The organism is Vulgatibacter incomptus, assembly GCF_001263175.1.
Taxonomy (GTDB): domain Bacteria; phylum Myxococcota; class Myxococcia; order Myxococcales; family Vulgatibacteraceae; genus Vulgatibacter; species Vulgatibacter incomptus.
Window position 1 is genome coordinate 3968783 of record NZ_CP012332.1, and the last position, 24689, is coordinate 3993471.

At 70.9% G+C, this 24689-nt stretch carries 20 protein-coding genes; 18 read left to right on the top strand and 2 right to left on the bottom strand.

Features of this window, described 5'->3' with window-relative positions; genetic code table 11:
- Window position 1: 1 nt before the first annotated feature.
- Window positions 2–1564 carry an MFS transporter gene (locus tag AKJ08_RS16730; RefSeq protein WP_157370774.1) on the bottom strand — a complete coding sequence of 521 codons (1563 nt, stop codon included), beginning with the start codon at window positions 1562–1564 and terminating at the stop codon, window positions 2–4.
- A gap of 56 nt (window positions 1565–1620) precedes the next feature.
- Here AKJ08_RS16730 and AKJ08_RS16735 point away from each other — a divergent pair, with 56 nt between their 5' ends.
- From AKJ08_RS16735 to AKJ08_RS16750, 4 genes are read left to right on the top strand one after another with little or no spacing between them, the layout of a single operon-like run.
- Window positions 1621–3648, top strand: coding sequence for a penicillin-binding protein activator (locus tag AKJ08_RS16735; RefSeq protein WP_050727117.1), 2028 nt, complete (start codon window positions 1621–1623; stop codon window positions 3646–3648).
- A 32-nt stretch (window positions 3649–3680) separates the two neighbouring features.
- Window positions 3681–4682, top strand: a complete 1002-nt coding sequence (locus AKJ08_RS16740; RefSeq protein WP_050727118.1) for a site-2 protease family protein — start codon at window positions 3681–3683, stop codon at window positions 4680–4682.
- Between the two features lie 53 nt (window positions 4683–4735).
- Window positions 4736–5326: a hypothetical protein gene (locus tag AKJ08_RS16745; protein WP_050727119.1), complete on the top strand. Its 591-nt coding sequence runs from the start codon at window positions 4736–4738 to the stop codon at window positions 5324–5326.
- Window positions 5323–7377 carry an ATP-dependent DNA helicase gene (locus tag AKJ08_RS16750; protein ID WP_082343294.1) on the top strand — a complete coding sequence of 685 codons (2055 nt, stop codon included), beginning with the start codon at window positions 5323–5325 and terminating at the stop codon, window positions 7375–7377. The genes AKJ08_RS16745 and AKJ08_RS16750 overlap by 4 nt, the downstream gene beginning before the upstream one ends.
- A gap of 46 nt (window positions 7378–7423) precedes the next feature.
- Here the strand turns inward: AKJ08_RS16750 and AKJ08_RS16755 are convergent, their stop codons facing one another.
- A complete protein-coding gene (locus AKJ08_RS16755; protein ID WP_050727120.1) occupies window positions 7424–8296 on the bottom strand; it encodes a hypothetical protein in 873 nt (290 codons plus the stop codon).
- A 104-nt stretch (window positions 8297–8400) separates the two neighbouring features.
- Between AKJ08_RS16755 and lon the strand changes: the two genes are divergently transcribed.
- From lon to AKJ08_RS16825, 14 genes are all read left to right on the top strand, one after another.
- A complete protein-coding gene (gene lon, locus AKJ08_RS16760) occupies window positions 8401–10818 on the top strand; it encodes an endopeptidase La (protein ID WP_050727121.1) in 2418 nt (805 codons plus the stop codon).
- Between the two features lie 206 nt (window positions 10819–11024).
- Complete coding sequence (locus AKJ08_RS16765) at window positions 11025–11714, top strand: GTP-binding protein (protein WP_050727122.1); 690 nt, start codon at window positions 11025–11027, stop codon at window positions 11712–11714.
- Complete coding sequence (locus AKJ08_RS16770; RefSeq protein WP_050727123.1) at window positions 11711–13117, top strand: ATP-binding protein; 1407 nt, start codon at window positions 11711–11713, stop codon at window positions 13115–13117. Before AKJ08_RS16765 ends, AKJ08_RS16770 begins: the two co-directional genes overlap by 4 nt.
- A gap of 9 nt (window positions 13118–13126) precedes the next feature.
- Entirely contained in the window at window positions 13127–14110 is a 984-nt protein-coding gene (thiL, locus tag AKJ08_RS16775; RefSeq protein WP_050727124.1) for a thiamine-phosphate kinase, read from the top strand.
- 75 nt (window positions 14111–14185) lie between these two features.
- Window positions 14186–15598 carry a methyl-accepting chemotaxis protein gene (locus AKJ08_RS16780; protein ID WP_050727125.1) on the top strand — a complete coding sequence of 471 codons (1413 nt, stop codon included), beginning with the start codon at window positions 14186–14188 and terminating at the stop codon, window positions 15596–15598.
- Complete coding sequence (locus AKJ08_RS16785) at window positions 15595–15966, top strand: chemotaxis protein CheW (protein ID WP_082343295.1); 372 nt, start codon at window positions 15595–15597, stop codon at window positions 15964–15966. The genes AKJ08_RS16780 and AKJ08_RS16785 overlap by 4 nt, the downstream gene beginning before the upstream one ends.
- Window positions 15963–17540: a chemotaxis protein CheA gene (locus AKJ08_RS16790; RefSeq protein ID WP_050727127.1), complete on the top strand. Its 1578-nt coding sequence runs from the start codon at window positions 15963–15965 to the stop codon at window positions 17538–17540. Before AKJ08_RS16785 ends, AKJ08_RS16790 begins: the two co-directional genes overlap by 4 nt.
- Before the next feature lie 24 nt (window positions 17541–17564).
- Entirely contained in the window at window positions 17565–18317 is a 753-nt protein-coding gene (gene larB / locus AKJ08_RS16795; protein WP_050727128.1) for a nickel pincer cofactor biosynthesis protein LarB, read from the top strand.
- A gap of 1 nt (window position 18318) precedes the next feature.
- Window positions 18319–19488, top strand: a complete 1170-nt coding sequence (gene larC / locus AKJ08_RS16800) for a nickel pincer cofactor biosynthesis protein LarC (RefSeq protein ID WP_050727129.1) — start codon at window positions 18319–18321, stop codon at window positions 19486–19488.
- 125 nt (window positions 19489–19613) lie between these two features.
- Window positions 19614–21212 carry a PAS domain S-box protein gene (locus tag AKJ08_RS16805; RefSeq protein WP_050727130.1) on the top strand — a complete coding sequence of 533 codons (1599 nt, stop codon included), beginning with the start codon at window positions 19614–19616 and terminating at the stop codon, window positions 21210–21212.
- A 548-nt stretch (window positions 21213–21760) separates the two neighbouring features.
- Window positions 21761–22426 (top strand): MotA/TolQ/ExbB proton channel family protein, encoded by a 666-nt coding sequence (locus AKJ08_RS16810; protein WP_050727131.1) that lies wholly within the window; start codon window positions 21761–21763, stop codon window positions 22424–22426.
- Window positions 22427–22557: 131 nt separating this feature from the next.
- Window positions 22558–23028, top strand: a complete 471-nt coding sequence (locus AKJ08_RS16815; protein WP_050727132.1) for an ExbD/TolR family protein — start codon at window positions 22558–22560, stop codon at window positions 23026–23028.
- A 15-nt stretch (window positions 23029–23043) separates the two neighbouring features.
- The gene (locus AKJ08_RS16820) at window positions 23044–23634 is read left to right on the top strand and encodes an ExbD/TolR family protein (RefSeq protein ID WP_050727133.1); all 591 of its coding nucleotides are present in this window, start codon (window positions 23044–23046) and stop codon (window positions 23632–23634) included.
- A 186-nt stretch (window positions 23635–23820) separates the two neighbouring features.
- A complete protein-coding gene (locus tag AKJ08_RS16825) occupies window positions 23821–24585 on the top strand; it encodes an LON peptidase substrate-binding domain-containing protein (RefSeq protein ID WP_082343296.1) in 765 nt (254 codons plus the stop codon).
- The last annotated feature ends 104 nt before the right edge of the window (window positions 24586–24689 follow it).

The following is a 24689-nucleotide window of genomic DNA, read 5'->3' on the forward strand; positions in this document are numbered from 1 at the left end:
GTCAAGGCGTTGGCGACGAGTGCTTTCTCGGAACGCCCGGTTGCTCGCATGGGGGCGGCGGGCCGGTGATCGGACAGGACCGTCGTGATGGCGGGCGCTCGTGAGGGCGGTCCGGATGCGCGAGGGTCTCCGAGTCGCGGATCAGGAACCACGAGAGGAGGGCCGCCACCACGAGGAGGACGGCGCAGAGGATCATCGCCCTCGGAAAGCTCCGCGACAGCGCGGCGCCGTAGTTCGTTCCGGAGAGTCCCGTAGCGAGGGGGAGGGCGGCCACGGCCAGGAGGCTCGCCGCCCGCGCGACCGCGTTGTTGATTCCGCTCGCAGCGCCGGCGCGGCGGGGGTCGGCCGAAGCGAGCACCGCCACCGTCACCGGCACAGCGATCCCCACGAGGCCGAGGCCGAGCACGAGCATGGCCGGCAGCACGTCGCCGACGAGCCGCGGATGAGCGCCGATTCGGGAGAGCAGGATCAGGCCGATGGCCGCCACGATTCCGCCGCCCGACATCAGCTTCCTCGGGCCGAAGCGGCCCGCCAGCCCGCCGACGGTCGGCGAGAGGGCCAGCATCACCAGCGACACCGGCAGCAGCGAGATGCCCGACTTCAGGGGCGACCAGCCCGCGACCACCTGCAGGAAGAGGACGACGAAGAAGAAGCTCCCGCCCAGGGCGGCGTACGCGCAGAGCGTGATCAGGTTGGCGACCGAGAACTCGCGGGAACGGAACAAGGAGAGGGGGACCATGGGCTCCGGGCTGCGGCGCTCGTCGACGACGAGGCCGCAGAACGCCGCCACGCCGATCGCCGCGCTCACCAGGACCACGGCCTCGCCCATGCCCGCCGCGCCCGCCTCGACGAGCGCGAAGGTGATCCCGCCCAGGCCCGACACCGCCAGCACCGCGCCGGCGAGGTCGAGGCTCTGCGGGAGCCTCTCGGCCCGGCTCTCCGGCACCTTTCGCGACGCCAGGAGGACCGCCGCCGCCAGCGGGACGTTGATCGCGAAGATCCAGCGCCATCCCACGGAGCCCACGAGCAGGCCGCCCACGAAGGGGCCGATCGCCGCCGCGACGCCGCTCAGGCCCAACCAGTAGCCGATGGCCCGCGGGCGATCGTCGGGGTGGAAGGTCGACTGGATCAACGCCAGCGAACCGGGGGTGAGCAGGGCGCTCCCCACCCCTTGCAGGCCACGGGCGCCGACGAGCCACTCCATGCCCGGCGCGAGCGCGCAGAGGACGGAGGCGACCGTGAACCAGGCGACGCCGATCCGGAAGGTCCGCAGCCGTCCGAAGCGATCCCCCAGCGAGCCTCCCACGAGGAGGAATGAGGAGAGCGCGAGCATGTAGGCGTTGACCGTCCACTGCAGGCCGCGGACGTCCGAGCCGAGGTCTTTCCCGATCGACGGCAGGGCCACGTTCACGACCGTCGAGTCCAGGAGGGCCATCGAGGCCCCGCAGACGGTCGTGACCAGGATCCACTTGCCTGTAGGCTGCGAGAGCCGCACGAGGGCCCGGGCGTCCTGCGCCATCGCATAGGGTAGGGTCTCGATCGGCGGGCGCCCGCCCGTCCGCACCCGCCCCGGGATCCCACCCGCGGCCTTGATCCCCAGGGTTCGCTGGAATACACCCCATGGCCATGACGGTCCGACTCCTCGTCCTCGCTTCAGCGCTCCTCGCCGGGCTCGCCTCCTGCGTCCCGCCCCGCGCCACCTACAACGGCGTCCAGATGTCGGTGGACGACGCCGCCCGGGCCCAGCTCGACGCGGCCCGGGCCAAGGAGCGCGCCGGCGACCTCGCCAAGGCCGCGGAGCTCTACGAGGACCTGGCCCGCCGCTTCCCCCGCGCGGACGAGGCCGACGAGGCCCTCTTCGGCGCCGGCGGCGTCTGGGAGAAGCTGGGCAAGCCCCTGAAGGCCCGGGCGGCGTACGAGACCCTCCTCGACCGCTACCCGCGCTCGGACAAGGCGCGGCTGGCCGAGGCCCGGATCTCGGCCCTCGGCGGGGGATCCGATCGGGAGCTCGAGCTGGCCCGGGAGGCCTACGGCCGCCTGCCGGAGGGCCAGAAGCTCCAGCGCGCCGACGAGCTCGCCCAGGCCGCGGAGAAGTCCGGCGACGCCGACGCTGCGCTCTTCTGGCGCAAGGAGGCGGTCGCCAGGGCCACGACGCCGGCGCAGCGCGATCGGGCCCAGGAGGCCCTGCGCCGCCTGGTCGAGGGCCTCTCGGCGGTGGACGTGGAGCGGCTCGCGGACCGCGAGGACGGCTCCTCACCCGCGGCGCCCCTCCTCTCCTGGCAGCTCGCGTTGGTGCACCAGCAGCACCGCGACTGGGACGCCCTGGAGCGGGCCCTCTCGAGCTTCCTCTCCCGCTACCCCGACCACACCTACGCGGCCAAGGCGCGGACCCTCCGCGACTCCGTCGGCAACCGCGGCGTGGTGGAGCCCCTGAACGTCGGCGTGGTCCTGCCGCTCTCCGGGCCCTACAAGGCCTTCGGCCAGCAGCTCCTCGACGGGATCGAGCTGGCGACCAAGGGCTCGGGGATCCGCCTGATCGTCCGGGACGACAAGGGCGAGCCCACCGACGCCGCCGCGGCGGTGGAGCGGCTCTTCTTCGAGGACCACGTGATCGGCATCCTCGGCGGCGTCCTCGTCACCGAGGCCCAGGCCGCTGCCGCCAAGGCCGACGAGCTCGGGATCCCCATCGTCTCCTTCTCCCGGGCGGAGAAGCTGGTCGAGGGCTCGGAGTGGGTCTTCCGCGACATGCTCACCAACGGCGAGATGGCCGAGGCCCTGGCCTCGTTCGCCATCGAGCGCCGCGGCATGAGGCGCTTCGCGATCCTCTACCCCGAGATCCCCTACGGCACGGAGCTCCGCGACCTCTTCGACGAGCACGTCTCGAGGCACGGCGGTGAGATCCGGGGCACGCAGAGCTACGCGGACAAGGCGACGACCTTCTCGGACCCGATCCGCAAGCTCGTCGGCAAGGAGAACGTGACCGGCCGGGCGGAGTACCAGCGCAAGCTCGCGGAGATCCGCGCGCAGAACCTCGACGCCCGGAAGTACCGGAACGCGGTGGAGAAGATGCGCAACTCGATCTCGCCGCGGATCGACTTCGACGCCCTCTTCATCCCCGACCAGTGGCGGCAGATCGCCCTGGTGGCGCCGGCCCTCGCCTTCGAGGACGTGATCACGAGCTGGTGCGACGCCGCCGACGTGGACCGGACCCGCCGCACCACGGGGCAGGACGTGAAGCCCGTGATGCTCCTCGGCGCGAACCTCTGGAACCATCCGGAGCTCCCCACCCGGGCGGGCAAGTACGTGAACTGCTCGGTCTTCGTCGACGGCTTCCACGCGGGATCGGAGCGCCCGGAGGTGGCGCGCTTCGTCGAGTCCTTCCAGCACGCCAAGGGGCGCAACCCCGGCCTCCTCGAGGCCTACGGCTTCGAGGCGTCGCAGGTGATGCGCTCGTCGATCGAGGCGGACCGCCCGACCAGCCGCCGCGCCCTGGTCGATTCGCTCCTGCGCGCGAGGGATCTCCCGGGACCGATGGGCCCGACCTCGGTGACCGGCGACCGCGAGCTCCGGCACCCGCTCTTCTTCCTCTTCATCGACAACGGGACGATCCGCGAGGCGCACGTCGACAGTCCGGACGGGGCACTCTGAGCGACAACGACCCGCCGCACCTTCGAGGGACGATGAGCGAGCTCCCGCGTCCGACCGCCGAGGTGGCCCCGGTTTCCGCCGAGGCCGGAGCGCCGCCTGCCGCCGCTTCGAGGCGGCGCTTTCCGACGCTCAACCTCCTCCTCTTCCTCGCCACGGTGGGCTCGACCCTCGTCGCCGGCGCGAACTATGCCGCCGGCTACGCGGAGGCCGAGGAGCCCGCTGGCTGGGGCCAGCTCCTGGCGAGCGGCGTGCCCTTCGCGGCGAGCCTCCTCGGGATCCTGGTCGCCCACGAGATGGGGCACTTTCTCACCGCTCGTAAACACCGCGTCGACGCGTCGTGGCCCTATTTCATCCCCGTGCCCATCGGCATCGGCACCTTCGGCGCCGTGATCCGCATGCGCGGGAGGATCCCCACCCGCGACGCCCTCGTGGACATCGGCGCCTCCGGACCCCTGGCCGGCTTCGTCGTCGCCTTGCCGCTGCTGGTGTGGGGTGTCTCGCTCTCGCGGATCGTCGACGTCCCCGCCGAGCCCAACCTCCTCTTCGGCAACCTCTCCGCCTACAGCCTGGTGAAGGGATGGATCTCCGGGGTGATGCCCTGGGCCCACGACTGGCCCATGGAGCCCCAGCCGCTCCTCTACCTCCTGGTGAAGAAGGCGATGGTGGGCCTGGGGCCCCACCAGGACCTGATGATCCACCCGATCGCCTTCGCCGCCGTCATCGGCCTCTTCGTCACGGCGCTGAACCTCGTGCCCCTCGGCCAGCTCGATGGCGGCCACGTGGCCTACGCCGTCCTCGGGCGGAAGGCGCGGGCGGTGGGGCAGCTCGCGTCGGTCTTCCTCCTCGCGCTCGTGGTCTTCTCCAGCGCCGGCTGGCTCCTCTGGCTCCTCCTCTCGAGGCGCTTCGTCGGGGTGGGGCACCCCCCGGTGGAGCAGGACCACCTCCCGCTCTCCAGGGGGCGAAAGCTCGTCGTTGCCGCCACGGTCGTGGTCTTCCTGCTCACGCTCACGCCGGTCTCCATGGACCTGCTGTAAGGTCTCGCTCCCGGCGAGCGATCGCCCCTGACATCCGGGACGGATTCCGCGACGTGAAGATCCTCTGCGAGGCCTGCAACCGGCTCGGACCGCCCTCGGCGTGGTCCGTGGATGGCAACTTCCTCCGCCTTCGCTGCGGCGGCTGCGGGGGCGAGCAGGCGGTCCGGGGCGAGCCGACGGCGCCGCGCGGTGCTCCGGCAGGCGCCGGCCCGACTCGAGGCGCGGCCGCCACGCCGGAGTTTCCGTCCCTGTACTCCGCGGGCGAAGGGGAGCAGGACCCCGTCCCACCGATCGATGCGGCGCCGTCAGAGGATTGGCTCGAACGGGGCTGGGCGCGCGTCCTCACCTGCTGGAACGATCCCGCCGCCCACGAAGCCCTGGTGGCCGAGGCCGCCGCCCGCGGCTCCTTCGCCGAGCTGGGCGGGCTCTACCGCCGCGTGATCGAGACGCGGCCCACCGACGAACGCGCCCTCGCCGCCCGGGAGGAGATCCTCCGCCGGGCAACGGCCCACCTCATGGTCACCCTCCCGTCCCAGGAGCGCGGCCTCGATTCCGCCCAGGTCCGCAAGGTCCAGGCGTGGGTCTTCGGCCTCTTCCTCGTGCTCCTGGGTGGCTTCGCCCTCTTCCTCTTCGCAGGCCGATGAACCACGACCCGATCCTCCAGGTGCTCGGCGAGGGCGGCCTCCTCTCCCGCGCGATCCCCGGCTACGAGCTCCGCCCCCAGCAGCTCCGAATGGCACAGTCGGTGCTCGGCGCGCTGGAGCGCGACCGCTACCTCCTCGCCGAGGCGGGCACCGGCACCGGCAAGACCCTGGCCTACCTCCTCCCCGCGATCCTCTCCGGCAAGAAGGTCGTGGTCTCCACCGCCACCAAGACCCTGCAGGAGCAGATCTACTTCAAGGACCTCCCGCTCCTCGCCCGGGTCCTCGGGATCGACGTGCGCGCGGCCTACATGAAGGGCCGCTCCAACTACCTGTGCAGGACGCGCTTCGAGGCCTTCGCGGAGGAGCCGAAGTTCGCGGCGAAGGCCGAGGCCCAGAGCTGGCCGGAGATCCGTTCTTGGGCGGCCGCCACCGAGAGCGGCGACCGCGCCGAGCTCGACCTGCCCGAGGGCTTCGCCACCTGGCGCGAGCTCTCCGCCACCTCCGAGACCTGCACCGGCCAGCGCTGCCCCGCCTACGAGAGCTGCTTCGTCACCGCGATGAGGCGCAAGGCGCAGGAGGCCTCGCTGGTGGTCGTGAACCACCACCTCTTCTTCGCCGACCTCGCCCTCAAGAGCAGCGGCGAGGACCACGGCGCCGAGGTGATCCCCCGCTACGACGCGGTGATCTTCGACGAGGCCCACGCGCTCGAGGAGATCGCCACCGACTACTTCGGCGTGCAGCTCTCCACCTACCGGATCGAGGAGCTGGTCCGAGACGCCACCCGCGAGGTGGCGAAGATCCCGTCTCTCGTGCCCCTGCTCGCGCCCTTGATCGGCCGCGTCGAGGGCCGCGGGGCGGGCTTCTTCTCCTCGGTGGAGGCGGCCACGGGGCTCGTGCGCGGCGGCGGCCGAAGCAGCACGCCGCACGCCTTCGCCTCCCGGGGAAGCGAGGACCTCCTCGGCGGTCAGAGGCCCGCCCAGCCGCCGCGCGACGGCCAGGACGCGACGGTCCGCCTCGCCCCGGGGGCCCTCGGCGGCTGCGCCCAGGAGAGGAGCGAGCTCCTCCACGCGCTGGGCGAGCTCACCGAGGCCGCCTCCGGCGCGCCCGACGTCCCCGAGCTCGAGGCGATCGCCCGGCGCTGCGTCCGGATCGCCGACGAGCTCTCCTTCGTGAGCGAGGTGGGGGAGGGCGGCGTCTTCGTGCACTACGTGGAGCGCCGCGGGCGCGGAACCTTCCTCCGGGCGGCGCCGATCGAGATCGCCGACGAGCTCGCGAGGCGCCTCTACGCCACGCTCCCCAGCGCCGTCTTCACCTCTGCCACCCTGGCCGTCACCGGGCGCTTCGACTACGTGCGCCGCCGCCTGGGCATCGAGGACCACGAGCGCGAGCTGCGCGTGCCCCTCGACGAGCTGCAGGTCGGCAGCCCCTTCGACTACCGGCGGCAGGCGGCGCTCTACCTGCCCACCCATCTCCCCGAGCCCCAGGACCGCGCCTTCATCGACGAGGCGACCTGGGAGCTCGAGCAGCTCTTCGCCCTCACCGGCGGCCGCGCCTTCGCCCTCTTCACCAGCGTGCGCAACATGCAGCGCGCCCACGCCCTGCTCGAGCCGCGGCTCCCGTATCGGGTGCTGCTCCAGGGCGAGCTCCCCAAGGCGCGACTCATCGAGCGCTTCGTCGAGACGCCCAGCGTCCTCTTCGCCACCGCCTCGTTCTGGGAGGGGGTCGACGTCCCGGGCGACGCCCTCTCCCTTGTGGTGATCGACAAGCTCCCCTTCGCCTCACCGACCGATCCGGTGGTCGCCGCGCGCATCGACGCCCTGCGCGCCGGCGGCGGCGATCCCTTCGGCGCCTACCAGGTGCCCCAGGCCGCAATCGCCCTGCGGCAGGGCTTCGGCCGCCTAGTCCGCACCCGCAGCGACCGCGGCATCGTAGCCATCCTCGACAAGCGGATCACCACCAAGGGCTACGGCCGCCAGTTCCTCCGCTCGCTCCCCGACTGCCCGCGCTTCGGCCGCCTCGAGCACGTCGAGCGCTGGTGGACGTCGACCTAGGCCGCGCCAATCGCCGTCGCCTTGGGCGCCTCGGATTTGTTTCGCGCTACCGCGACTCCAGCAGCGCGATCAGCGCCTCCCGCAGCTCGTGATACCGGGCCTTGCCCCACGCGAAGCCCTCGGTGCCGTGGAGGCCAGGGACGTCGTTGAGGCGCAGGCGCGTGTCGAAGGTCGCCACCGTCACCGCGCTCGGCTCCTCGATCACCGCGATCGTCGCCCGCTCCTCGAGCTCGCGCAGGAGGTTCTTCTTGTCCGACGGGGAGATCAGCTTGCCCAGGCGGAGCACCAGGATCCCCGGGTGGTCCAGCTCAGCCTGGTCGAGGTACTTGCGAACACCGGCCTGGCGCTTCCGGGCCTCGGCGTCGAGGCGGTCGATCGTGGCCGTCAGCTCGGCCGGCTCCTTACCCGAGACCAGGGCCTCCGCCACGGAGATCGCGAAGGCTCCGTGCTGGTTGGGATGCGCGTCCCGACTCCTCTCGATGGCGCGGGCGAGGCGCAGGCCCCGCTCCGAGCAGACGAAACCCTGGCCCGGCGCGTCGATGGCCCGGCTGTCCTCGTCGGCCTCGGGGTAGGGCGCGATCCCGCCGCGAAGGTACTTGACGGCGGAGATCAGCCCGTCGAAGTCGGCGTGGGCGTAGATCCGAGCCACCTCCCCGATCTCCTCCACGAGCTCAGTGGTCACGAGCTGGGGGCAGGCGGGCGCAGCGACCTTGTCCACCAGCAGGAAGCGCGGATCGCCCTCGTAGCGGCTCCAGGCCGGGTGGGGGTGGTGGTCGATCCACTTCGCCAGGCGGAGGCCGAGCTCCTCGATGAAGGGCCGCGTGGCCGTCTCGTAGCGGTCGCCCGCGGCGAAGGCGAGGTCGAGGGTGACGACCCTCCCCTCGAGGGGAGGGATCGGGAGCTGCTTGGGCGAGTTCACGAACTCGAGGGGAGGTTTGCGCACGGGGCGTATGATAGCCGCGAGCCCGTACGCTTGCCGGCTTGTTGACCCCCCGGCCCTTCGCGGGCGACGCTGCCTCCCCGATGACCCTCCCTGCCGACGTAGAGACCGGAGCCCCCGAGGTTCCCGAGACCCTGCCCCTCCTCCCCATCCGGGATCTGGTGGTCTTCCCCTACATGATCGCCCCGATCTTCGTGAGCCGGGAGATCTCGATCGCGGCGATCGAGGAGGCGATGCAGGGCGATCGCCTGCTCTTCCTCGCGGCGCAGAAGGAGACGGGCGACGATCGCCCGGCGCCCGAGGCGATCCACGAGCTGGGCACGGTCGGGATGATCATGCGCCGCCGCAAGCTGCCAGACGGCAGGCTCAAGCTCGTGGTCCAGGGCGTGGCCCGCGGCCGGATCCGGAGCTTCGTCCAGGAGCAGCCCTCGATGCGGGTGCGGATCGCGCCGGTGCACGAGGCGCCGGTGGCGATCGACGATCGGGTGGAGGCCCTGGTGCGGGCCACCCTCGAGAGCGTCGAGAAGATCGTGCAGCAGGGCCGATCCCTCTCGCCCGACATCCTCGCCGTCATCCAGGGGATCCGGCACCCGGGCCGCCTCGCCGACCTCGTCGCCTCCCACCTCGCCCCCGAGGTCGCCGGGGCGCAGCTCCTGCTCGAGAGCCAGGATCCGGTGGCTCGCCTCCAGCTGCTCAACGAGCGCCTGGAGCGGGAGCAGGCCGTCCAGCAGATGCGCCAGGAGATCCAGACCCAGGCCAAGGAGGTGATGAGCCAGTCGCAGCGGGAGTACTTCCTGCGCGAGCAGCTCCGCCAGATCCAGTCCGAGCTGGGCGAGGGCGACGGGCGCATGGAGGAGATGGAGCAGCTCCGCAAGCGGATCGCCCTCGCGAAGATGCCGCCCGATGTCTCGGAGGAGGCGTCCAAGCAGCTCCGCCGCCTCGAGGGCATGCATGGCGACTCCGCCGAGGCAGCGGTGATCCGCTCGTACCTCGACTGGATCACCGAGCTCCCCTGGTCCACCGAGACCGACGATCGGCTGGACCTCCGCGAGGCCGAGGCCGTCCTCGACGAGGACCACTACGGCCTCGACGAGGTGAAGGAGCGCCTCCTCGAGTACCTCGGCGTGCGCAAGCTCAAGGCCGACATGAAGGGGCCGATCCTCTGCCTCGCAGGCCCTCCGGGCGTGGGCAAGACCTCCCTCGGCAAGAGCGTAGCGCGGGCAATGGGCCGCAGCTTCGTACGCGTGGCCCTCGGCGGCGTGCGCGACGAGGCGGAGATCCGCGGTCACCGCCGCACCTACGTGGGCGCGATGCCCGGCCGGATCATCCAGGCGATCAAGCAGGCGGGCTCGAAGAACCCGGTGGTCCTCCTGGACGAGCTCGACAAGCTCGGTCAGGACTTCCGCGGCGATCCGTCGGCGGCCCTCCTCGAGGTCCTCGATCCCGAGCAGAACAACAAGTTCCGCGACCACTACCTCAACGTGGACTTCGACCTATCGAAGGTCCTCTTCCTGGCCACGGCGAACCAGCTCGATCCGATCCCCGGCCCCCTGCGCGACCGCATGGAGGTGATCGCGATCGCCGGCTACACGGACCAGGACAAGCTCCACATCTGCAAGCGGCACATCCTCCCGCGGCAGATCGAGGAGAACGGCCTCACCCCCGAGCTCGTGGAACTCTCCGACCGCGCGATCAAGGCGCTCGTCCGGGGCTACACCCGCGAGGCCGGCCTGCGGAACCTGGAGCGCCTGGTGGCGAAGCTCTGCCGCAAGGTCGCGCGGCGGGTCGCGGAAGGGCGCACCCGCAAGACGCTGATCACCGCGAAGGCGCTGCCCCGCTACCTCGGGCCCGCGCGATACGTGGACGATCCCGCGCTCCTCCTCGACGAGGTGGGCGTCTCCACGGGCCTCGCCTGGACCCAGGCCGGAGGGGAGATCCTCCAGATCGAAGCCTCGGCCACCACGGGCAAGGGAGGGCTGATCCTCACCGGCCACCTCGGCGACGTGATGAAGGAGTCTGCTCGCGCCGCCCTCACCTGGGCCCGCACCCGGGCGGGTTCCTTCGGGATCCCCGAGGGGTGGTTCGAGTCCCACGAGATCCACGTGCACGTCCCGGCCGGCGCGATCCCCAAGGATGGCCCGTCCGCCGGGATCGCCATGGCCACCGCCCTGGTGTCGGTGGCGTCCGGGATCCCCGCGCGCCACGACGTGGCGATGACCGGCGAGCTCACGCTCCGCGGCAGGGTGATGCCCATCGGCGGTCTCAAGGCCAAGCTCCTCGCGGCGATGCGCCACGGGATCGCGGACGCGATCATCCCCAAGGAGAACGAGAAGGATCTCGCCGAGATCCCGGCTGCCGTCCGGCGCCGCGTCCGGATCCACCCGGTGCGCAGCCTGGACGAGGTGATGGCCCTCAGCCTGGCCCGCAGCACCGCTCCCGCCCTCACCGTGGTCGAAGAGAAGCCGCGCCGGTCCCGGAAGAGGAGCGCTCCGAGCGTGTGAAGAAATCGGCCCCGCAGCAGCGGGCCCGACTCCCTGGCTCCGCCTGAAGGGAAAAGGACTCCACCAGCGTCTTGGGATATGATCCTCGGCAGGCCCGGGTGGCTGGTGTCGAGCGGTCCCGTCGCGAGGCGAATGGGGGGGCTCGCAGCCCCCTCCTCGTTCCCCGCAGCCGGGACGGGTTCGGCGCCGGTCACCAAGGGGTGGGAATGCAGATCAACCAGACGCTGCGGGAGCTGACGCTCAAGGTCGTCTATTACGGCCCGGCGCTGAGCGGCAAGACGACGAACCTCCTGGCGTTGCACGAGCGGTTCTCGCCGGAGGTCCGAGGGCGTCTGCTCACGGTCGACACCAAGGACGATCGGACGCTCTTCTTCGACGTGCTCCCGGTGTTCGTCCGGACCGCCGGCGAGCTCCGGGTGAAGGTCAAGCTCTATACCGTCCCGGGCCAGGTGATCCACGCCGCCACGCGACGCCTCGTGCTCCAGGGGGCTGACGGCGTCGCCTTCGTCGCGGACGCCCAGCGGAGCGCCACACCGAGCAACAACGCAGCCTGGCGAAACCTGATGGACGATCTGCGGTCGAACGGCATCGACTCCCAGAGAGTCCCGATGGTGATCCAGTTCAACAAGATGGACCTCGAGGGCGCCCGCACCACCGCGGAGTTGGAAGAGGCGCGCTCGCGCGGCAAGGAGCCGGTCCTTGGCGCCGTCGCGGTGCGGGGAGACGGCGTGGTCGAGACGCTGCGCGGCCTCTTGCAGCTCATCTTCCGGGACCTGGATCGGAGCTTCGGCCTCGGGTCTACGATCCGGCTGACGGAAGAGGAATTCTTGGGGGAGATCTTCCGGAACCTGGACGGCGCGCCAGCCCGAAAGTCCGGAATGGGGGGACTGTCATGAGCGGATCGTTTCTCGACGAGCGGATTCCGCTCGGCGAGCTCCTGGACCTGAAGTCGTTCCAGGAGGTCTGTCGCTCGTTCGTCGAGCTCTACAAGATCGGGATCAAGGTCTTCGACGCCACCGGGCAGAAGCTGGTCGACATCAAGGTCGGCTCCAGCGAGTTCTGCGGCTACGTCTTCAGCAACGCGGAGGGCGCGAGGCGGTGCACCTCGACGATCCTCAAGGTGAAGACCGATCCCCTCGACGAGCCGGGGATCCACACGGTGCAGTGCTTCACCGGCGCCCGCTACCTGGTGATGCCGCTCCTCTACGAGATGGACGTGGTGGGCCGGGCCGTTTTCGGTCCCTTCGTGCCCCAGGAGCTCGAGGAGCTGCCGCGCTCGCTCACCGAGCTCGGCGGACTCGACTTCGTCCACGCCTCCCGGCTGATGTCGAGGATCCGCCGGGCGGGCGACTCCGCCGTGGCGAAGGTGATCGAGCACTTCGTGAAGATCTGCGACGTGCTGATCTTCTCGGCCTACAAGGTGAACCTCACCTCCCGGATGCACATCGAGTCGGTGCGCGAGAGCTTCAAGGAGCTCTCCGCGAAGAACGAGAAGCTGGAGGAGAGCTACAAGCGGCTCCACGAGCTCGACCAGCTCAAGTCGAACTTCCTGGCCACCGTCTCCCACGAGCTCCGGACCCCGCTCACCTCGATCATCGGCTACGCCGAGATGCTGATCGAGGGCCTCGCGGGACCGCTCGCTTCCGAGCAGCTCGAGTACCTGCGCACCATCATGGACAAGGGCGAGAGCCTCCTGGGCCTGATCTCGTCGATCCTCGATCTCACCCGGATCGAGTCGGGGAAGCTGCGGATCCAGGCGGCTCCATTCCGGCTCGAGACCATGGTGGCGAACGCGATCTCGAGCGTGCTCCCGCAGGCGAACCGGCGCGGCCTCGTCCTGGCCTCCGAGATCGCGAAGGAGCTCCCCAACCCCGTCCTCGACCAGGAGAAGATCACCCAGTGCCTCGTCAACCTCCTCGCCAACGCGGTGAAGTTCACGCCGGCGGGCGGGAGCATCACGGTGCGCGTGGCTCCCGCACCCCGGACGCCTGCGCGGGCTCAGGGGCGCTTCGACGGGCCGGAGAGCTATTTCTGCCTGACGGTGGCCGACTCCGGGATCGGCATCCCCCAGGAGCAGCTCGCCCGGATCTTCGACAGCTTCTACCAGGTGGACGGCAGCTCCACCCGTGAGTACGGCGGGGCGGGCCTCGGCCTCGCGATCGTCCGCAACTACGTGGAGGCCCAGGGCGGCGAGATCGTCGTCGACTCGAAGCCGGGCGAGGGCTCGACCTTCTCGATGATCCTCCCTCGCGCCTTCGCGGCGCCCGCGAGCCTGGACGCCCGGCGGTTCGCGTCGTAAGACGCGCTCGTGACCGGCGAGTTCGAACGGATCTCCCTCTTCACGGCGCCCTTCGAGAAGGGCGGCGGCGGCGTGGTCGCGGGACCTGGGGACGACTGCGCCCTGACCCGGCCGCGCCCGGGCTGGCTGCTGGTCTCCAAGGTCGACGAGCTCGTAGAGGACGTGCACTTTTCTGCGGCGTTCCGCCCGGAGGAAGTGGGCCACAAGGCCCTCGCCGTCGCGCTCTCGGACCTCGCCGCGGCCGGCGCGACGCCCCGCTGGTTCCTCGTGGCCCTGGGGCTCCCGCCCGGCTTTCCGGATCGCCGCCTCGCCGGCCTCGCGAAGGGAATGAGCGCTCTCGCTTCTCGCACTGGCGCGATCCTGGTCGGCGGCAACCTCACGAGGGCCGGGGCGCTCTCCCTCACCGTGACCGCCTTGGGGGAGGCGAGGGAGGGCGAGGCCCTCCGCCGCAGCGGCGCCAGGCCCGGGTACGAGCTCCTGGTCTCCGGCAGCCTCGGCGGCGCGGCCTTGGGCCTGAGGCTCCTATCGAAGGACGGGGGTTCCCGGCGTTCCTGGCGGCGTTCCTGGCGGCGGTCCGCCGCGGTGCGCTCGCAGCTCACGCCCGAGCCTCGGGTCGGGCTCGGGACGATCGCGGGCCGGTACGCCGCGGCGGGGATCGATCTCTCCGACGGGCTCCTCCAGGACCTCGGCCACCTCTGCGAGCGGAGCGCGGTGGGGGCCGAGCTCTATGAGGAGAACCTTCCTCTTTCACCCGAGGTGAAGAGGTTGGGGGCCGAAGGCCTCGAGCTCGCGCTCGGCGGCGGCGAGGACTACGAGCTCCTCTTCGCCGTGGCGCCGGAGCGCGTCGCTCCCTTCGTCCGTGCGGCGAAGAGGCGCGGCGAATCGCTCACGCGGATCGGGCGGATCGTGGAGGGCAGGGGGATCCGCCTCCTCGGCAAGGGGGGCGCACCGCTCCCGCTCCCCGCCAGCGCGGGCTGGGACCACTTCCGATGAATTGGGGAGCGCGAGAGCGCTCCTCTTTCCGTTTGCTCGCCTCCGGCTCGCGGGCTGGCGTAGGCTCTCCCGTCCATGCGAACCGCTCTCCAGGTGGAACCCGGCCAGCCCGACGATGCCTCCGGCCCAGCCGCGAACGATCCCGAACCCGCCGCGGATCGGGACGCGGCGCGCGCCGAAACGCGGGGCAGGGACGCTCCCGCCGAGCCTCGTAGGCCCTTCCTCGTCCCGCTGCAGAGCAAGCTCTTCTTCGCATTCCTCCCCTTGGGCCTCGCCCTCTTCGCCCTGGGGCGCGGGGGCCTGGTCGAGTGGCTCGTCGGGACCTCGCCAGGGGCGATCGCCTTCTTCGCCCTCGTCAGCAGCATGCTCCTGGGCGCCCTCCTCACCTACGTGGTGGCGGGGATCGCCCGGGTGCCGGTGCTCCGGCGCTCGGCCCTCGAGATCGCCCACGGCGATCTCTCCCTCCCCCGCGAGACCGTCCGTGGCCGAGCGACGCTCCCGGACGAGATCGACGAGCTGGCCGGCTCGCTCCTCACCATGCGTGAGAGCCTGCGTGAGCTGGTGGGCCACATCCAGCGGACCTCCCACAGCGTCGCGGACTCGGCGTCGGGCCTGGAGCGCTCCGCGGAGGAGGTGAGCGCGTCGTCGGACGAGATCGCCGTCTCGATCGATCGGATCGCGAAGGGGGCCGGCGAGCAGGACCGCCTGGTCGAGGACGCCTCCCGGATCATCTCGCGCATCGCCGCGGCCCTCGAGCGAACCGCCTCGTCCGCCGAGGACGCGGCGCGCTCGGTGTCCGAGACCACGCGTGCCGCCATGGGCGGCGGCGAGGCCGCTCGCCTGGCCGGCGAGAAGATCCACAAGGTCTTCGCCCGCGTGGAGGCGGCGTCCGACCAGGTCTTCGCCTTCGGGGACAAGACCCACGAGATCGGCAAGGTCGTGCTGGCGATGACCCAGATCGCCCAGGCCACCAAGCTCCTCGCGATCAACGCGGCCATCGAGGCCGCCAGGGCGGGCGACTACGGCAGGGGCTTCGCCGTGGTCGCCGACGAGGTGAGGGCCCTCGCGGAGTCGTCGAACCGCTCCGCCGAGCAGATCAGCCAGCTCGCCCACGACCTCGACACCCGCTCGTCGTCGGTGGTCTTCGCCATGCGCGAGGGCATCGGGGAGCTCGAGGAGGGCAGGGCGGAGCTCGCCATCATCCTGCGGGCCCTCGAGGAGATCGGGCAGGCGGCGCAGGTGGGCGCCGAGAAGGTGGAGTCGATCAGCGGCGCGGCCCGGGAGCAGCGGCGCGGCTCCGAGGAGATGGTGCGCGCGATCCGCGACATCCAGCAGGTGGTCCGGGTGAACGCCCGCTCCACGGAGGAGGTGGCGGGCGCGATCGAGGAGCAGAACGGCGCGATGTCGCAGATGGCGGCGTCGGCGCAGACCCTCGCCCAGCTCTCGATCGAGCTCCAGACCGTGGTCGCGAGGTTCAGGCTCCGTTGAGCACCGGGGAAGGAGCTCACCTCCGGTTTCGCGCCGGCGACCGGGTGTTCACCCTTCCCGTCGCAGCGCTGCGAGAGGTGGCGCCGCCGCCGGCGATCGCGAGCCGGATCCCGAGGTCCGCCGCTCCGGTGCTCGGCGCGATCCAGCACCGCGGCAGGCTCGCCGCCCTCGTCGATCTCGCCGGCCTCCTCGGATGCGCCGCTGCCGGGGCGGATCGCTCCGAGGCGCGGATGGTGCTGCTCGAGCGCGCGGCGGTCGGCTTCCTCGTGGATGAGGTGATCGGCCTCGCCGGCGACGGAGAGGCGACCCCACTCGCGCCCGATGCGCTCGTCGCGGACGTGGAGCGCCTCCTCGGTCGCCGCACATGAGGCCCGATCTCTCCCGGTACCGGGAGCTCTTCGAGGCCGAGGTCGCTGAGCACCTGAGCGGCTTCGATCGGGCCCTGCTCGCCATCGAGCGGGAAGGCGCCACGAAACGGCAGCCGCCGGGCGAGACCTTCGACGCGATCTTCCGCCACGCCCACTCGATCAAGGGCCTGGCGGCCGCCATGGGCCTCGCTCCGATCGCCAGCCTCGCCCATCGCCTGGAGGAGCTCCTCGAGAAGCTCCGGAGCAGGGAGGTGCTCGCGCCCGGCACCGTCGAGCTCCTCTTCGCCGTGAGCCGCCGGCTGGGGGAGATGGTCGCGTCGGACGACGCGGTCGATGACTTCCCCGACCTGGACTCGGTGCTGGCCTACGCCGAGGCCCCGGAGCTCCCGCCATCCGGTGGGCCCCCGCTGCCGGCCCTCGCGGCGACCACGCGGATCCGGACCGACGCGCTCGACGACCTCCTCGACGAGGTCGACGAGCTCCTCCTCGCCTCGGCTCGCCTGGGAGAGCTGGGCCGATCCGCCGACGGCAGGAGGAGCCGCCTGGACGACGAGCTCGACGGCCTCCAGCGCCTGGCGCGGCGCCTCCACGCCAAGGTGCTCACCGCGCGTCTGACGCCCGTCTCGCGCCTCGTGGATCGGCTGACCCGGCTCTGTCGCGACGTCGCCCTCGCGGAGGGGCGGCGGGTCGAGCTGCGCGTCGCCGGCGAGGAGACCGAGCTCGATCGCGCGGTCATCGACGAGCTCGCGGATCCCCTGGGCCACCTCGTCCGCAACTGCGTCGTCCACGGGATCGAGCCCGCCGGCGAGCGGCTGTCGAAGGGCAAGCCGGAGATCGGCCTCGTGCACCTGGCGATCCGGCGCGACCGCGACCGGGTCGCGATCGAGCTCGCCGACGACGGCAGGGGCATCGACGTCGAAGCCCTCGAGACCGAGGCGATCGCGAGCGGCCAGATGACGCGTGAATCTGCCGCGGCGATGACGCGCGAGGGGCGGCTGCGGGTCTGCCTGATGCCGGGCGTCTCCACCGCGCGAGGCGTCACGGAGAACGCCGGCCGCGGCGTCGGCATGGACGCGGTCGCCACCGCCGTGGAGGGGCTCGGGGGCACGCTCTCGATCGACTCGGAGCCCGAGAAGGGGACGCGCTTCACCCTCACGCTCCCCTCCGGCGTCGCGACCGCGAGCCTCCTCGTCGTGGGCGCCGGAGAGGATCTCTTCGGCCTCCCCGCGTCCCGTGTGATCGGCGCGGGTGCCGATCTCGAGGAGCCGGCGATCGTCCGCTCGCTGGCCGAGCTCGTCGGCGCCCCGTCCCGACCGTCATCGGAGGCCGGGATCCGCGTGATCCTCGAGACAGGGGCCGGCCGCGTCGCCCTCGAGGTCGAGCGGATCCTCGGGGTAGAGGAGGCGGTCCTCCGCCCCCTCTCGCCGCCCCTCGATCGCCTGCCGGGGATCCTCGGCGCCGCCTTCCTCGGCAGCGGCCGGTCGGTCTTCGTCCTCGACGTCGGCGGCCTCCTCGACACCCAAGCCCGTTGCATGGATCCGCCTCTTGGGGTAGCCGGCATCGGCAGCCGCTAGCAGGCGCGAAGGAGGTTGGAGGCGATGGACGAGCGGGAGCTCCGGAAGCTTCTCGAGGCGGTCCGGTCCCAGGAGATCTCCACCAAGGAGGCCGTCGGCAAGCTGCGCGAGCTGCCGTTCAAGGACCTGGGCTACGCGGTCGTCGATCACCACCGGCAGCTCCGGCAGGGCTTCCCCGAGGTGATCTACGGCGAGGGAAAGACCGCGGCGCAGATCGCGGGCATCGCCGAGGCCATCGTCGAGCGCGGAGCGCCGCTGCTCGTGACCCGCCTCGCCCCGGAGAAGCTCGCCACCGTGGAGGCGGCGATCCCGCAGGGGACCTACCACGCGCTCTCCCGGACCTTCATGTACCGGCCGAAGCGCGCGCCGAAGCCCAAGGTGCGCGGCTACGTCGCGGTGGTCTGCGCCGGGACCAGCGATCTCCCGGTGGCCGAGGAAGCCGCCGTCACCCTCGCCGTCGCGGGCCACCCCGTGCGCGAGATCCACGACGTGGGCGTCGCCGGAATCCACCGCCTGCTGCGCCGCAGCGAGGAGATCGCGGGCGCGAGCGTGGTCGTCGCCGTGGCCGGGATGGAGGGCGCCCTCCCCACCGCCGTGGCCGGCATGGTCGGCGTCCCCGTGGTTGCGGTGCCGACCAGCGTGGGGTACGGAGCCGCGCTGGGCGGCGTCACCGCGCTGCTCGGGATGCTGACCTCGTGTGCCTCCAACGTCGCCGTGGTGAACATCGACAACGGCTTCGGCGCCGGCTTCTACGCCGCGATGATCAACAGGAAGTGAAATGAGCTCGTTCTTGCTCCTCGAGCCGGTCGGCGGCTGCTCCGGCGATATGAGCCTCGCCGCCCTCATCGACCTCGGCGTGCCCGCCGACGTGATCCGCGGCGGCCTCGCGCGCCTCGGCCTGCACGGCTGGTCCCTCGACGTCACCCAGGCCGAGAAGTGCGGAATCGGCGGGACGCGGGTGGACGTGCGCGTCGACGAGAGCGCCCACGAACACGAGCGTTCCTGGCCCGAGATCCGCGAGCTGATCCTCCGCGCCTCCCTCCGCCCCCGGGCGGAGGAGCTCGCGCTGGGCTTCTTCGAGAGGCTCGCGATCGCCGAGGCCCGCGTCCACCGCACCACCCCCGACCACGTCCACTTCCACGAGGTCGGCGCCGTCGACTCGATCGTCGACCTGGTCGGCGTGGCGATCGCCCTCGACGAGCTCGGCGTCGACCGCGTCCACACGCTTCCGCCTCCGGTCGGCGGCGGCATCGCCCAGACCCGCCACGGCCCGATCCCCGTTCCCGCCCCCGCGACCCTGGAGCTCCTGCGCGGGCGCCCCGTCCGGCCGTCCGGGCCGGGAGAGCGGACCACGCCCACCGGCGCCGCGATCCTCGCGGTCGCCACGGTCGGGTCGCCCACGACCGCGTACGTCCCGGAGCGCGTCGGCTACGGCATCGGCCACCGCGACTTCGACGACGCGGCCAACGTGCTCCGCGCCGTCCTCGCGCGGGACGCCGGCGGCCAGGACGACCTGCTCGTGATGGAGTGCAACCTCGACGACGCCAGCCCTCAGGTGCTCGCCCGCGCCCTCGAGGCAGGACTCGAGGCCGGCGCCCTCGACGCCTGGATCGCGCCCGTCACCATGAAGAAGGGCCGGCCCGCCCACCTGCTGGGGCTGCTCGTCCCGTCCGCCCGGCGCGCCCGCGTGACGGAGGTCCTCTTCCGCGAGACGCCCACGCTCGGCGTCCGCCACCACGCCGTCGCGCGGGAGATCCTCGATCGCCGCTTCGAGCCGGTCGAGACCCGCTTCGGCGTCGTCCAGGTAAAGGTCGGTTTCACCGGTGAGACGGTGTTCAACGGTGCGCCCGAGTGGGACGACTGCGTGGAGGCCGGTCGCCGCCACGACGTGCCCGCCCGCATCGTGCGCGAAGAGGCCCTGGCGGCCTGGCTCGCCAGCCGCCGCTGATCCGGCTGTCCTCGCGGGGTCGGAGGCGAAGCAGACGAAAAGAAGCGCTTCTCACGCTCCGAGCGCCGTCGATCCACAGGCCCCCCCTTTCTCTCCGTGTGGACAAGGGTGGTAGAGTCTGCTCCGTGAGCGACGAGCGAATCTCCGATCCGAAGCCGAAGCGCCTGCAGCTCCTGGTCTGCACCGACCGCGCGGAGATCGCTGCGCGGGTGCTCCTCGCGTCGGAGCGCGACGGCCTCGACCTGACGACCGTCGAGCGCGACGGGCTCGCGAACGCCTCGGCCCCCGGCGCCGTCCTGCTCCTGGACATGAGGCTCGGCGGCCCCTTCGGCGCCGGCACGCTCGCGTCGCTGCGCTGCGATCCCCGCTGGGCCGAGGCCCCCGTGATCGCCTTAGTCGGGGATCGCGACGAGGCGGCGATCCGCGACGCGGTCGGAGCCGGAGCGGACGACTTCATCCGTGAGGAGTTCCTCGATCGGGAGCTGGCCACCCGCGTCCTCGGTCAGCGCAGGGCGTGGGAGCTGCGCGACGAGCTCGCGCAACGGGAACGCGATCTCGTCGCGCTCGTCGATCTCACGCGCTCCTTCGCCGGCGCCCTCGACACCGGGGCGCTCCTCGAGGACGTGACCCGCCGCCTCGCCCGGGATCTCGACCTCGTCCGCTGCTCCCTCGTCCTCACCGATCCCGAGGGCGCCAACGGCACGGTGCTCGCCACCAGCGACGAGCCCGGCATCGTCCGCAGGCGGCTCGAGCTCGCGCGCTACCCGGAGATCCGCGAAGCGCTGCGCACCCGGCGCGCGGTCGTCCTCGAGGACGCCGGCCGCCACCCCCTCCTGGATCCCGTGAAGGACGCGATCGCGACGGCGGGCCTCGGGGCCCTGGCCGTGCTGCCGCTGGCCCTCGAGGGCGAGCTCCTCGGCGTGCTCTTCCTCCGCTCGGCGTCGCCCGCGATCTCCTCCCGCGCGATTGACTTCGCCTCCACCGTGGCGAACGCCACCGCGGTCGCGCTCCGAAACGCCCGTTCGGTGGACGAGATCCGGGTCCGGATCGATCAGGCCGAGGACAAGCTCCGCGACCTGCGCCAGTTCGAGGAGATCCACGAGCACGTCTCCGAGGGGATCGCGCTCGTCGACGCACGGGACGGCCGCGTGCTCTCGGTGAACCCGGCTGCGCTCCGGATCGTCGACCTCGAGGCGTATCGGGTCCGTGGCCAGCGCCTCTCGAGCCTCCTTACCGGTATCGACGAGCCGCGTTGCGCCGAGCTCATCCGGAAGATGGCCCGGGGCGAGGAGGTCCGGGACGTCGGGATGGAGGTGCGGCGCCTCGATGGACACCAGGTGTACCTCGAGGTGAGCGGCGCGCGGCTGCGCGACGAGGTCGTGCTCTTCTCGGTGCGCGACGTCACCGAGCGCAAGCGGCTCCAGGCGCAGATGAGCGAGCAGCAGGAGGAGGCCGCCCGCCAGGCGATGATCGTGGAGCTGGCCGGCGCCGCCGCACACGAGCTCAACCAGCCGCTCACCGCGGTGATGGGATACGCGGAGCTCCTCAACCGCAAGGTCTCGGAGCTCGATCCCGCGTCCCACCAGGTCGCGATCATCCACCGCGAAGCCGAGCGTATGGCGGAGATCGTCCGCAAGCTCGGGCGGCTCATGCGCTACGAGACGGCGCCCTACGTCGGCGACACGCGGATCGTCGACCTCGATCGCGCCTCCCGCGACGAGTGAGCGCGCGATCGCGCGGCGGCCAGCGCGTCCGGTCGGAGCTCGATCCGTCTCCCGGGGACGGCGGCTCCGCCCGGCGGCCGCTCGTCCTCGTCGGAGAGCCGACCTCCGCCGCGCCCGTGCGAGCACCCGTGAAGCACGATCTGCGGATCCCTACTTGCGCCCGGGGCGCCTACAGGGGACACTTCGCAACCCAAGGATTTCAGGTTGAAGGGCGCCCGGCGGATCCGGGCAGCCGATTGCCGCGTCGCGGCGCAGATGATCGAATTTGCTGGGAAATCGTGCGTTGGAACCGACCTCTCCGTTGCTTGACAGTCCAGGAAAGCCGGTGCTACGGTCCAGCGCATTTTTGAAGACTCGCTTCGGAAATCGCAGGATCGAGCGCTCGCTCCATCTTGGGATTTTCGAGGTTCCACCAGGATTCCGCCGCCCGACTCCTGCGCGCGGTGGACCCCTTGCCATAGAGGCCGGGGGGATGTTCGGAGGTCGTACAAATGGGTCTGCTTGGTAGCCTTTTGCCGGTGCTCGCAGCATCGGATGCTGGGGAGGGGATGTTCGGGACCCTCGCGCGTCGGTGGGAGGAAGGCGGCTTCGGTATGTACCCGATCGCCGCTTGCGGCGTGTTCGTGGTCGCCATCGCCGTCGATCGCTTCATGGTCCTCTTCGGCAAGGCGTCGATCGACAAGGAGGCCTTCCTCCGCGGCCTCAAGAAGCACATCTACGCTGGCGACCTCGACAAGGCGATCAGCTTCGTCGCGGGCCAGAAGCGCACCCCGCTGACCGCGGTGGTCAAGGCCGGCCTCATCAACGTGCCGAAGGGCCCGGAAGAGGTCCAGGCTGCGATGGACGAGGCGATGCTCCGCGAGGCGCCGAAAATCGAGAAGCGCACCGCCTACCTGGCGATGTTCTCGAACGCCGCCATGCTCTTCGGTCTTCTCGGCACCATCTACGGTCTCATCGAGGTGTTCGGCGGCGTGGGCGCCGCGAACCCTGCCGACAAGGCCGCTCTGCTCTCCGCCGGTATTTCGCACGTGATGAACTGCACCGGCTTCGGGCTGATCATCGCCATCGGCGCCCTCCTGTCGTTCTCGGTCCTCCAGGGCCGCACGCAGCACATGCTCGATGACATCAACGAGACCTCGGTCGGTCTCCTCAACCTCGTTGTGGCCAACAAGGACAAGATGAAGATCCCGGCCAACATCGAGAACCTGGACTGATTCGACCCCGATCTCCGAGCGTGCGGACCCGAGACTCGTCGAGGGTCCGCACGTGGAACCGGAGCGTGGAAGAAGCAGTCCAATCAGGAGCCGTGCTCGCGGAGCGGGGCTCTCGGAAGAAGTGAGGAACCATGGCTGGCGTAAGCGTTGATAGCGGCGGCGGCAGCGGCAAAAAGTCGGTCGACCTCGTCATCCCCCTCGTGCCGATGATCGACATGTTGGCGATGATGATCACCTTCCTGATGATGACCGCCGTCTGGACGGAGATCGGCAAGCTGCAGGTCGCGCAGGCGCCGACCGGGCCCTCCGATTCCGCGGAACCGCCCAAGCCCACCCTCCAGCTCAACCTCGAGGTTACGGACCGCGGCTATATGCTGAGGGCCGGATCCGACGCGGTCGAGATCCCGAAGAAGGGCGACGGTGAGTACGACACCGCGAAGCTGGTGGAGAAGCTGAAGGCCATCAAGAAGGACAACCCGGATCAGCGGGCGATCACCGTGGCAGCCGAGGACTCCGTCCAGTACCAGCACCTGGTGGTGGTGGTGGACAAGTGCATGGAAGCCGAGCTGCCCGACGTCTCCGTGACCGCGGCCCTGGGCTAGGAAGAAGGATCGATCATGTCTCGCGCCACTGAGCACGTCATCATCGTCAAGCCCGGGAAGCGACCGGGGAAGCGTCTCAGCAAGTCGAAGGTCTTCGGCTCGAAGTTCTCGAAGGGCAAGAGGAACACGAACCTCGAGCTCAACCTGACCTCGATGATCGACATCTTCGTGCTGATGGTCGTCTTCCTGATTCAGCAGTTCTCCGCCGACGGCGACCTGCTGTTCTTGACCGACAAGATCAGGATGCCGGAGGCCGCCCACTACGAGCAGCTCGATCGCGCCCCGGTGATCCAGGTCTCCCAGGAGGACATCTCGGTCGAGGGTGCCCTCATCGCGCAGGTCTCGGACGTGGAGCGCGAGGAGCTCTGGAACATCCAGCCGCTCGAGGAGAAGCTCCGGGACCAGAAGAAGGCCTTCGAGGTCCTTCGTCAGGCCGGCGCCTCCGGCGAGTTCAAGGGTGACATCAACATCCAGGCCGACAAGGGCGTGCCCTTCAAGATCATCAAGAAGGTGATGTACAGCGCCAACCAGGCGGGGTACTTCAACATCAACTTCGCGGTGCTCGCAGGCTCTGCTCCCGCCAAGGCCGAGAACTCCGAGGGCTGATCGCCGAATCGGGGCCGGCCTTCGGGTCGACGATTGGAAGGCCGCTCGTCCGTCATGGACCGAGCGGCCTTCGTCGTCCGGCACCGATGAAAATCAACGGATCCGGTGTCGGCTCGCCCGGGGGGCGGTTTCGGGCGACCGAGGGCCGGGATTTCCGAACGCCGGGGCCTTTTCAGATCCAGGCGCATGTTGTACGAACGGCGCGTTCGGCGCATGCCGCAGCAGGCGGCGCGACCGGAACCGTCACCGGGGGGCTGCGTGGGGGAGCACGATCAGGACGAGCGGCGCGCCGTTCTGGAGGGTCTCGACGAGCTGCGGATCTTTCCGTTGCCGTCGTCGGTGTTGATCCCCGGAGGCCACCTTCCGCTCCATGTCTTCGAGCCCCGGTATCGGCGCATGATCGCCGACGCCCTCGCAGGCGATCGCGTCCTGGGCGTGGCCCTGCTTGCGCCGGGCTGGGAGGCTTCGTACCAGGGACGCCCGCCGATCGTCGAATCCCTCGGCGCAGGCTACATTCAGTCGGCCGAGTGTCTTCCAGACGGTCGGTATAACATCCTCGTACACGGAGTCACACGTGCGCGGGTGATCGAGGAGCTCGAGACGGGACTCCCCTTCCGCCGCGTGCGCGCGGTCCCCGTCGAGGACGTCTCGATCCCGGGGGAGCGCGAGTCGCTGCTGGCGGCGAGCCGAACCTTGCGTCAGCTCGTGGTGGACCTCGCGGCGGTGCTTCCGGACAACGCGGCGGCCCCGCTCGCGGCAGCATGCGTGCGCGAGTCGGATCCGGGGAAGCTCGCCGACCTCGTGGGAGCAGCGGTCCTGGTCGATCACCGTCTCCGACAGGAGTTCCTCGAGGAGACGCGGCCGGTGAGACGCCTCGAGTGGGTCTCGGAGACCGTCGCTCAGGTGCTCCTGCAGGTCTCCCGCGGCTCGGGCGGCGGATACCTGATGTGAGATCGGGCCCGCTTCTGCGGAACCGACTCCTTCATACGCTCTGAGCGCTGCCTGGACGGCGTTTCCGCTGTCGTGATACGAATTTCACCGCACGACGCCATTGC

Bases quoted from the DNA above. Each gene is read 5' to 3' on its own strand.
- AKJ08_RS16735 (WP_050727117.1), top strand. From the start codon at position 1,621: ATGGCCATGACGGTCCGACTCCTCGTCCTCGCTTCAGCGCTCCTCGCC.
- AKJ08_RS16740 (WP_050727118.1), top strand. From the start codon at position 3,681: ATGAGCGAGCTCCCGCGTCCGACCGCCGAGGTGGCCCCGGTTTCCGCC.
- AKJ08_RS16750 (WP_082343294.1), top strand. From the start codon at position 5,323: ATGAACCACGACCCGATCCTCCAGGTGCTCGGCGAGGGCGGCCTCCTC.
- lon (WP_050727121.1), top strand. From the start codon at position 8,401: ATGACCCTCCCTGCCGACGTAGAGACCGGAGCCCCCGAGGTTCCCGAG.
- AKJ08_RS16765 (WP_050727122.1), top strand. From the start codon at position 11,025: ATGCAGATCAACCAGACGCTGCGGGAGCTGACGCTCAAGGTCGTCTAT.
- AKJ08_RS16770 (WP_050727123.1), top strand. From the start codon at position 11,711: ATGAGCGGATCGTTTCTCGACGAGCGGATTCCGCTCGGCGAGCTCCTG.
- AKJ08_RS16780 (WP_050727125.1), top strand. From the start codon at position 14,186: ATGCGAACCGCTCTCCAGGTGGAACCCGGCCAGCCCGACGATGCCTCC.
- AKJ08_RS16790 (WP_050727127.1), top strand. From the start codon at position 15,963: ATGAGGCCCGATCTCTCCCGGTACCGGGAGCTCTTCGAGGCCGAGGTC.
- larB (WP_050727128.1), top strand. From the start codon at position 17,565: ATGGACGAGCGGGAGCTCCGGAAGCTTCTCGAGGCGGTCCGGTCCCAG.
- larC (WP_050727129.1), top strand. From the start codon at position 18,319: ATGAGCTCGTTCTTGCTCCTCGAGCCGGTCGGCGGCTGCTCCGGCGAT.
- AKJ08_RS16810 (WP_050727131.1), top strand. From the start codon at position 21,761: ATGTTCGGGACCCTCGCGCGTCGGTGGGAGGAAGGCGGCTTCGGTATG.
- AKJ08_RS16815 (WP_050727132.1), top strand. From the start codon at position 22,558: ATGGCTGGCGTAAGCGTTGATAGCGGCGGCGGCAGCGGCAAAAAGTCG.
- AKJ08_RS16820 (WP_050727133.1), top strand. From the start codon at position 23,044: ATGTCTCGCGCCACTGAGCACGTCATCATCGTCAAGCCCGGGAAGCGA.
- AKJ08_RS16825 (WP_082343296.1), top strand. From the start codon at position 23,821: ATGTTGTACGAACGGCGCGTTCGGCGCATGCCGCAGCAGGCGGCGCGA.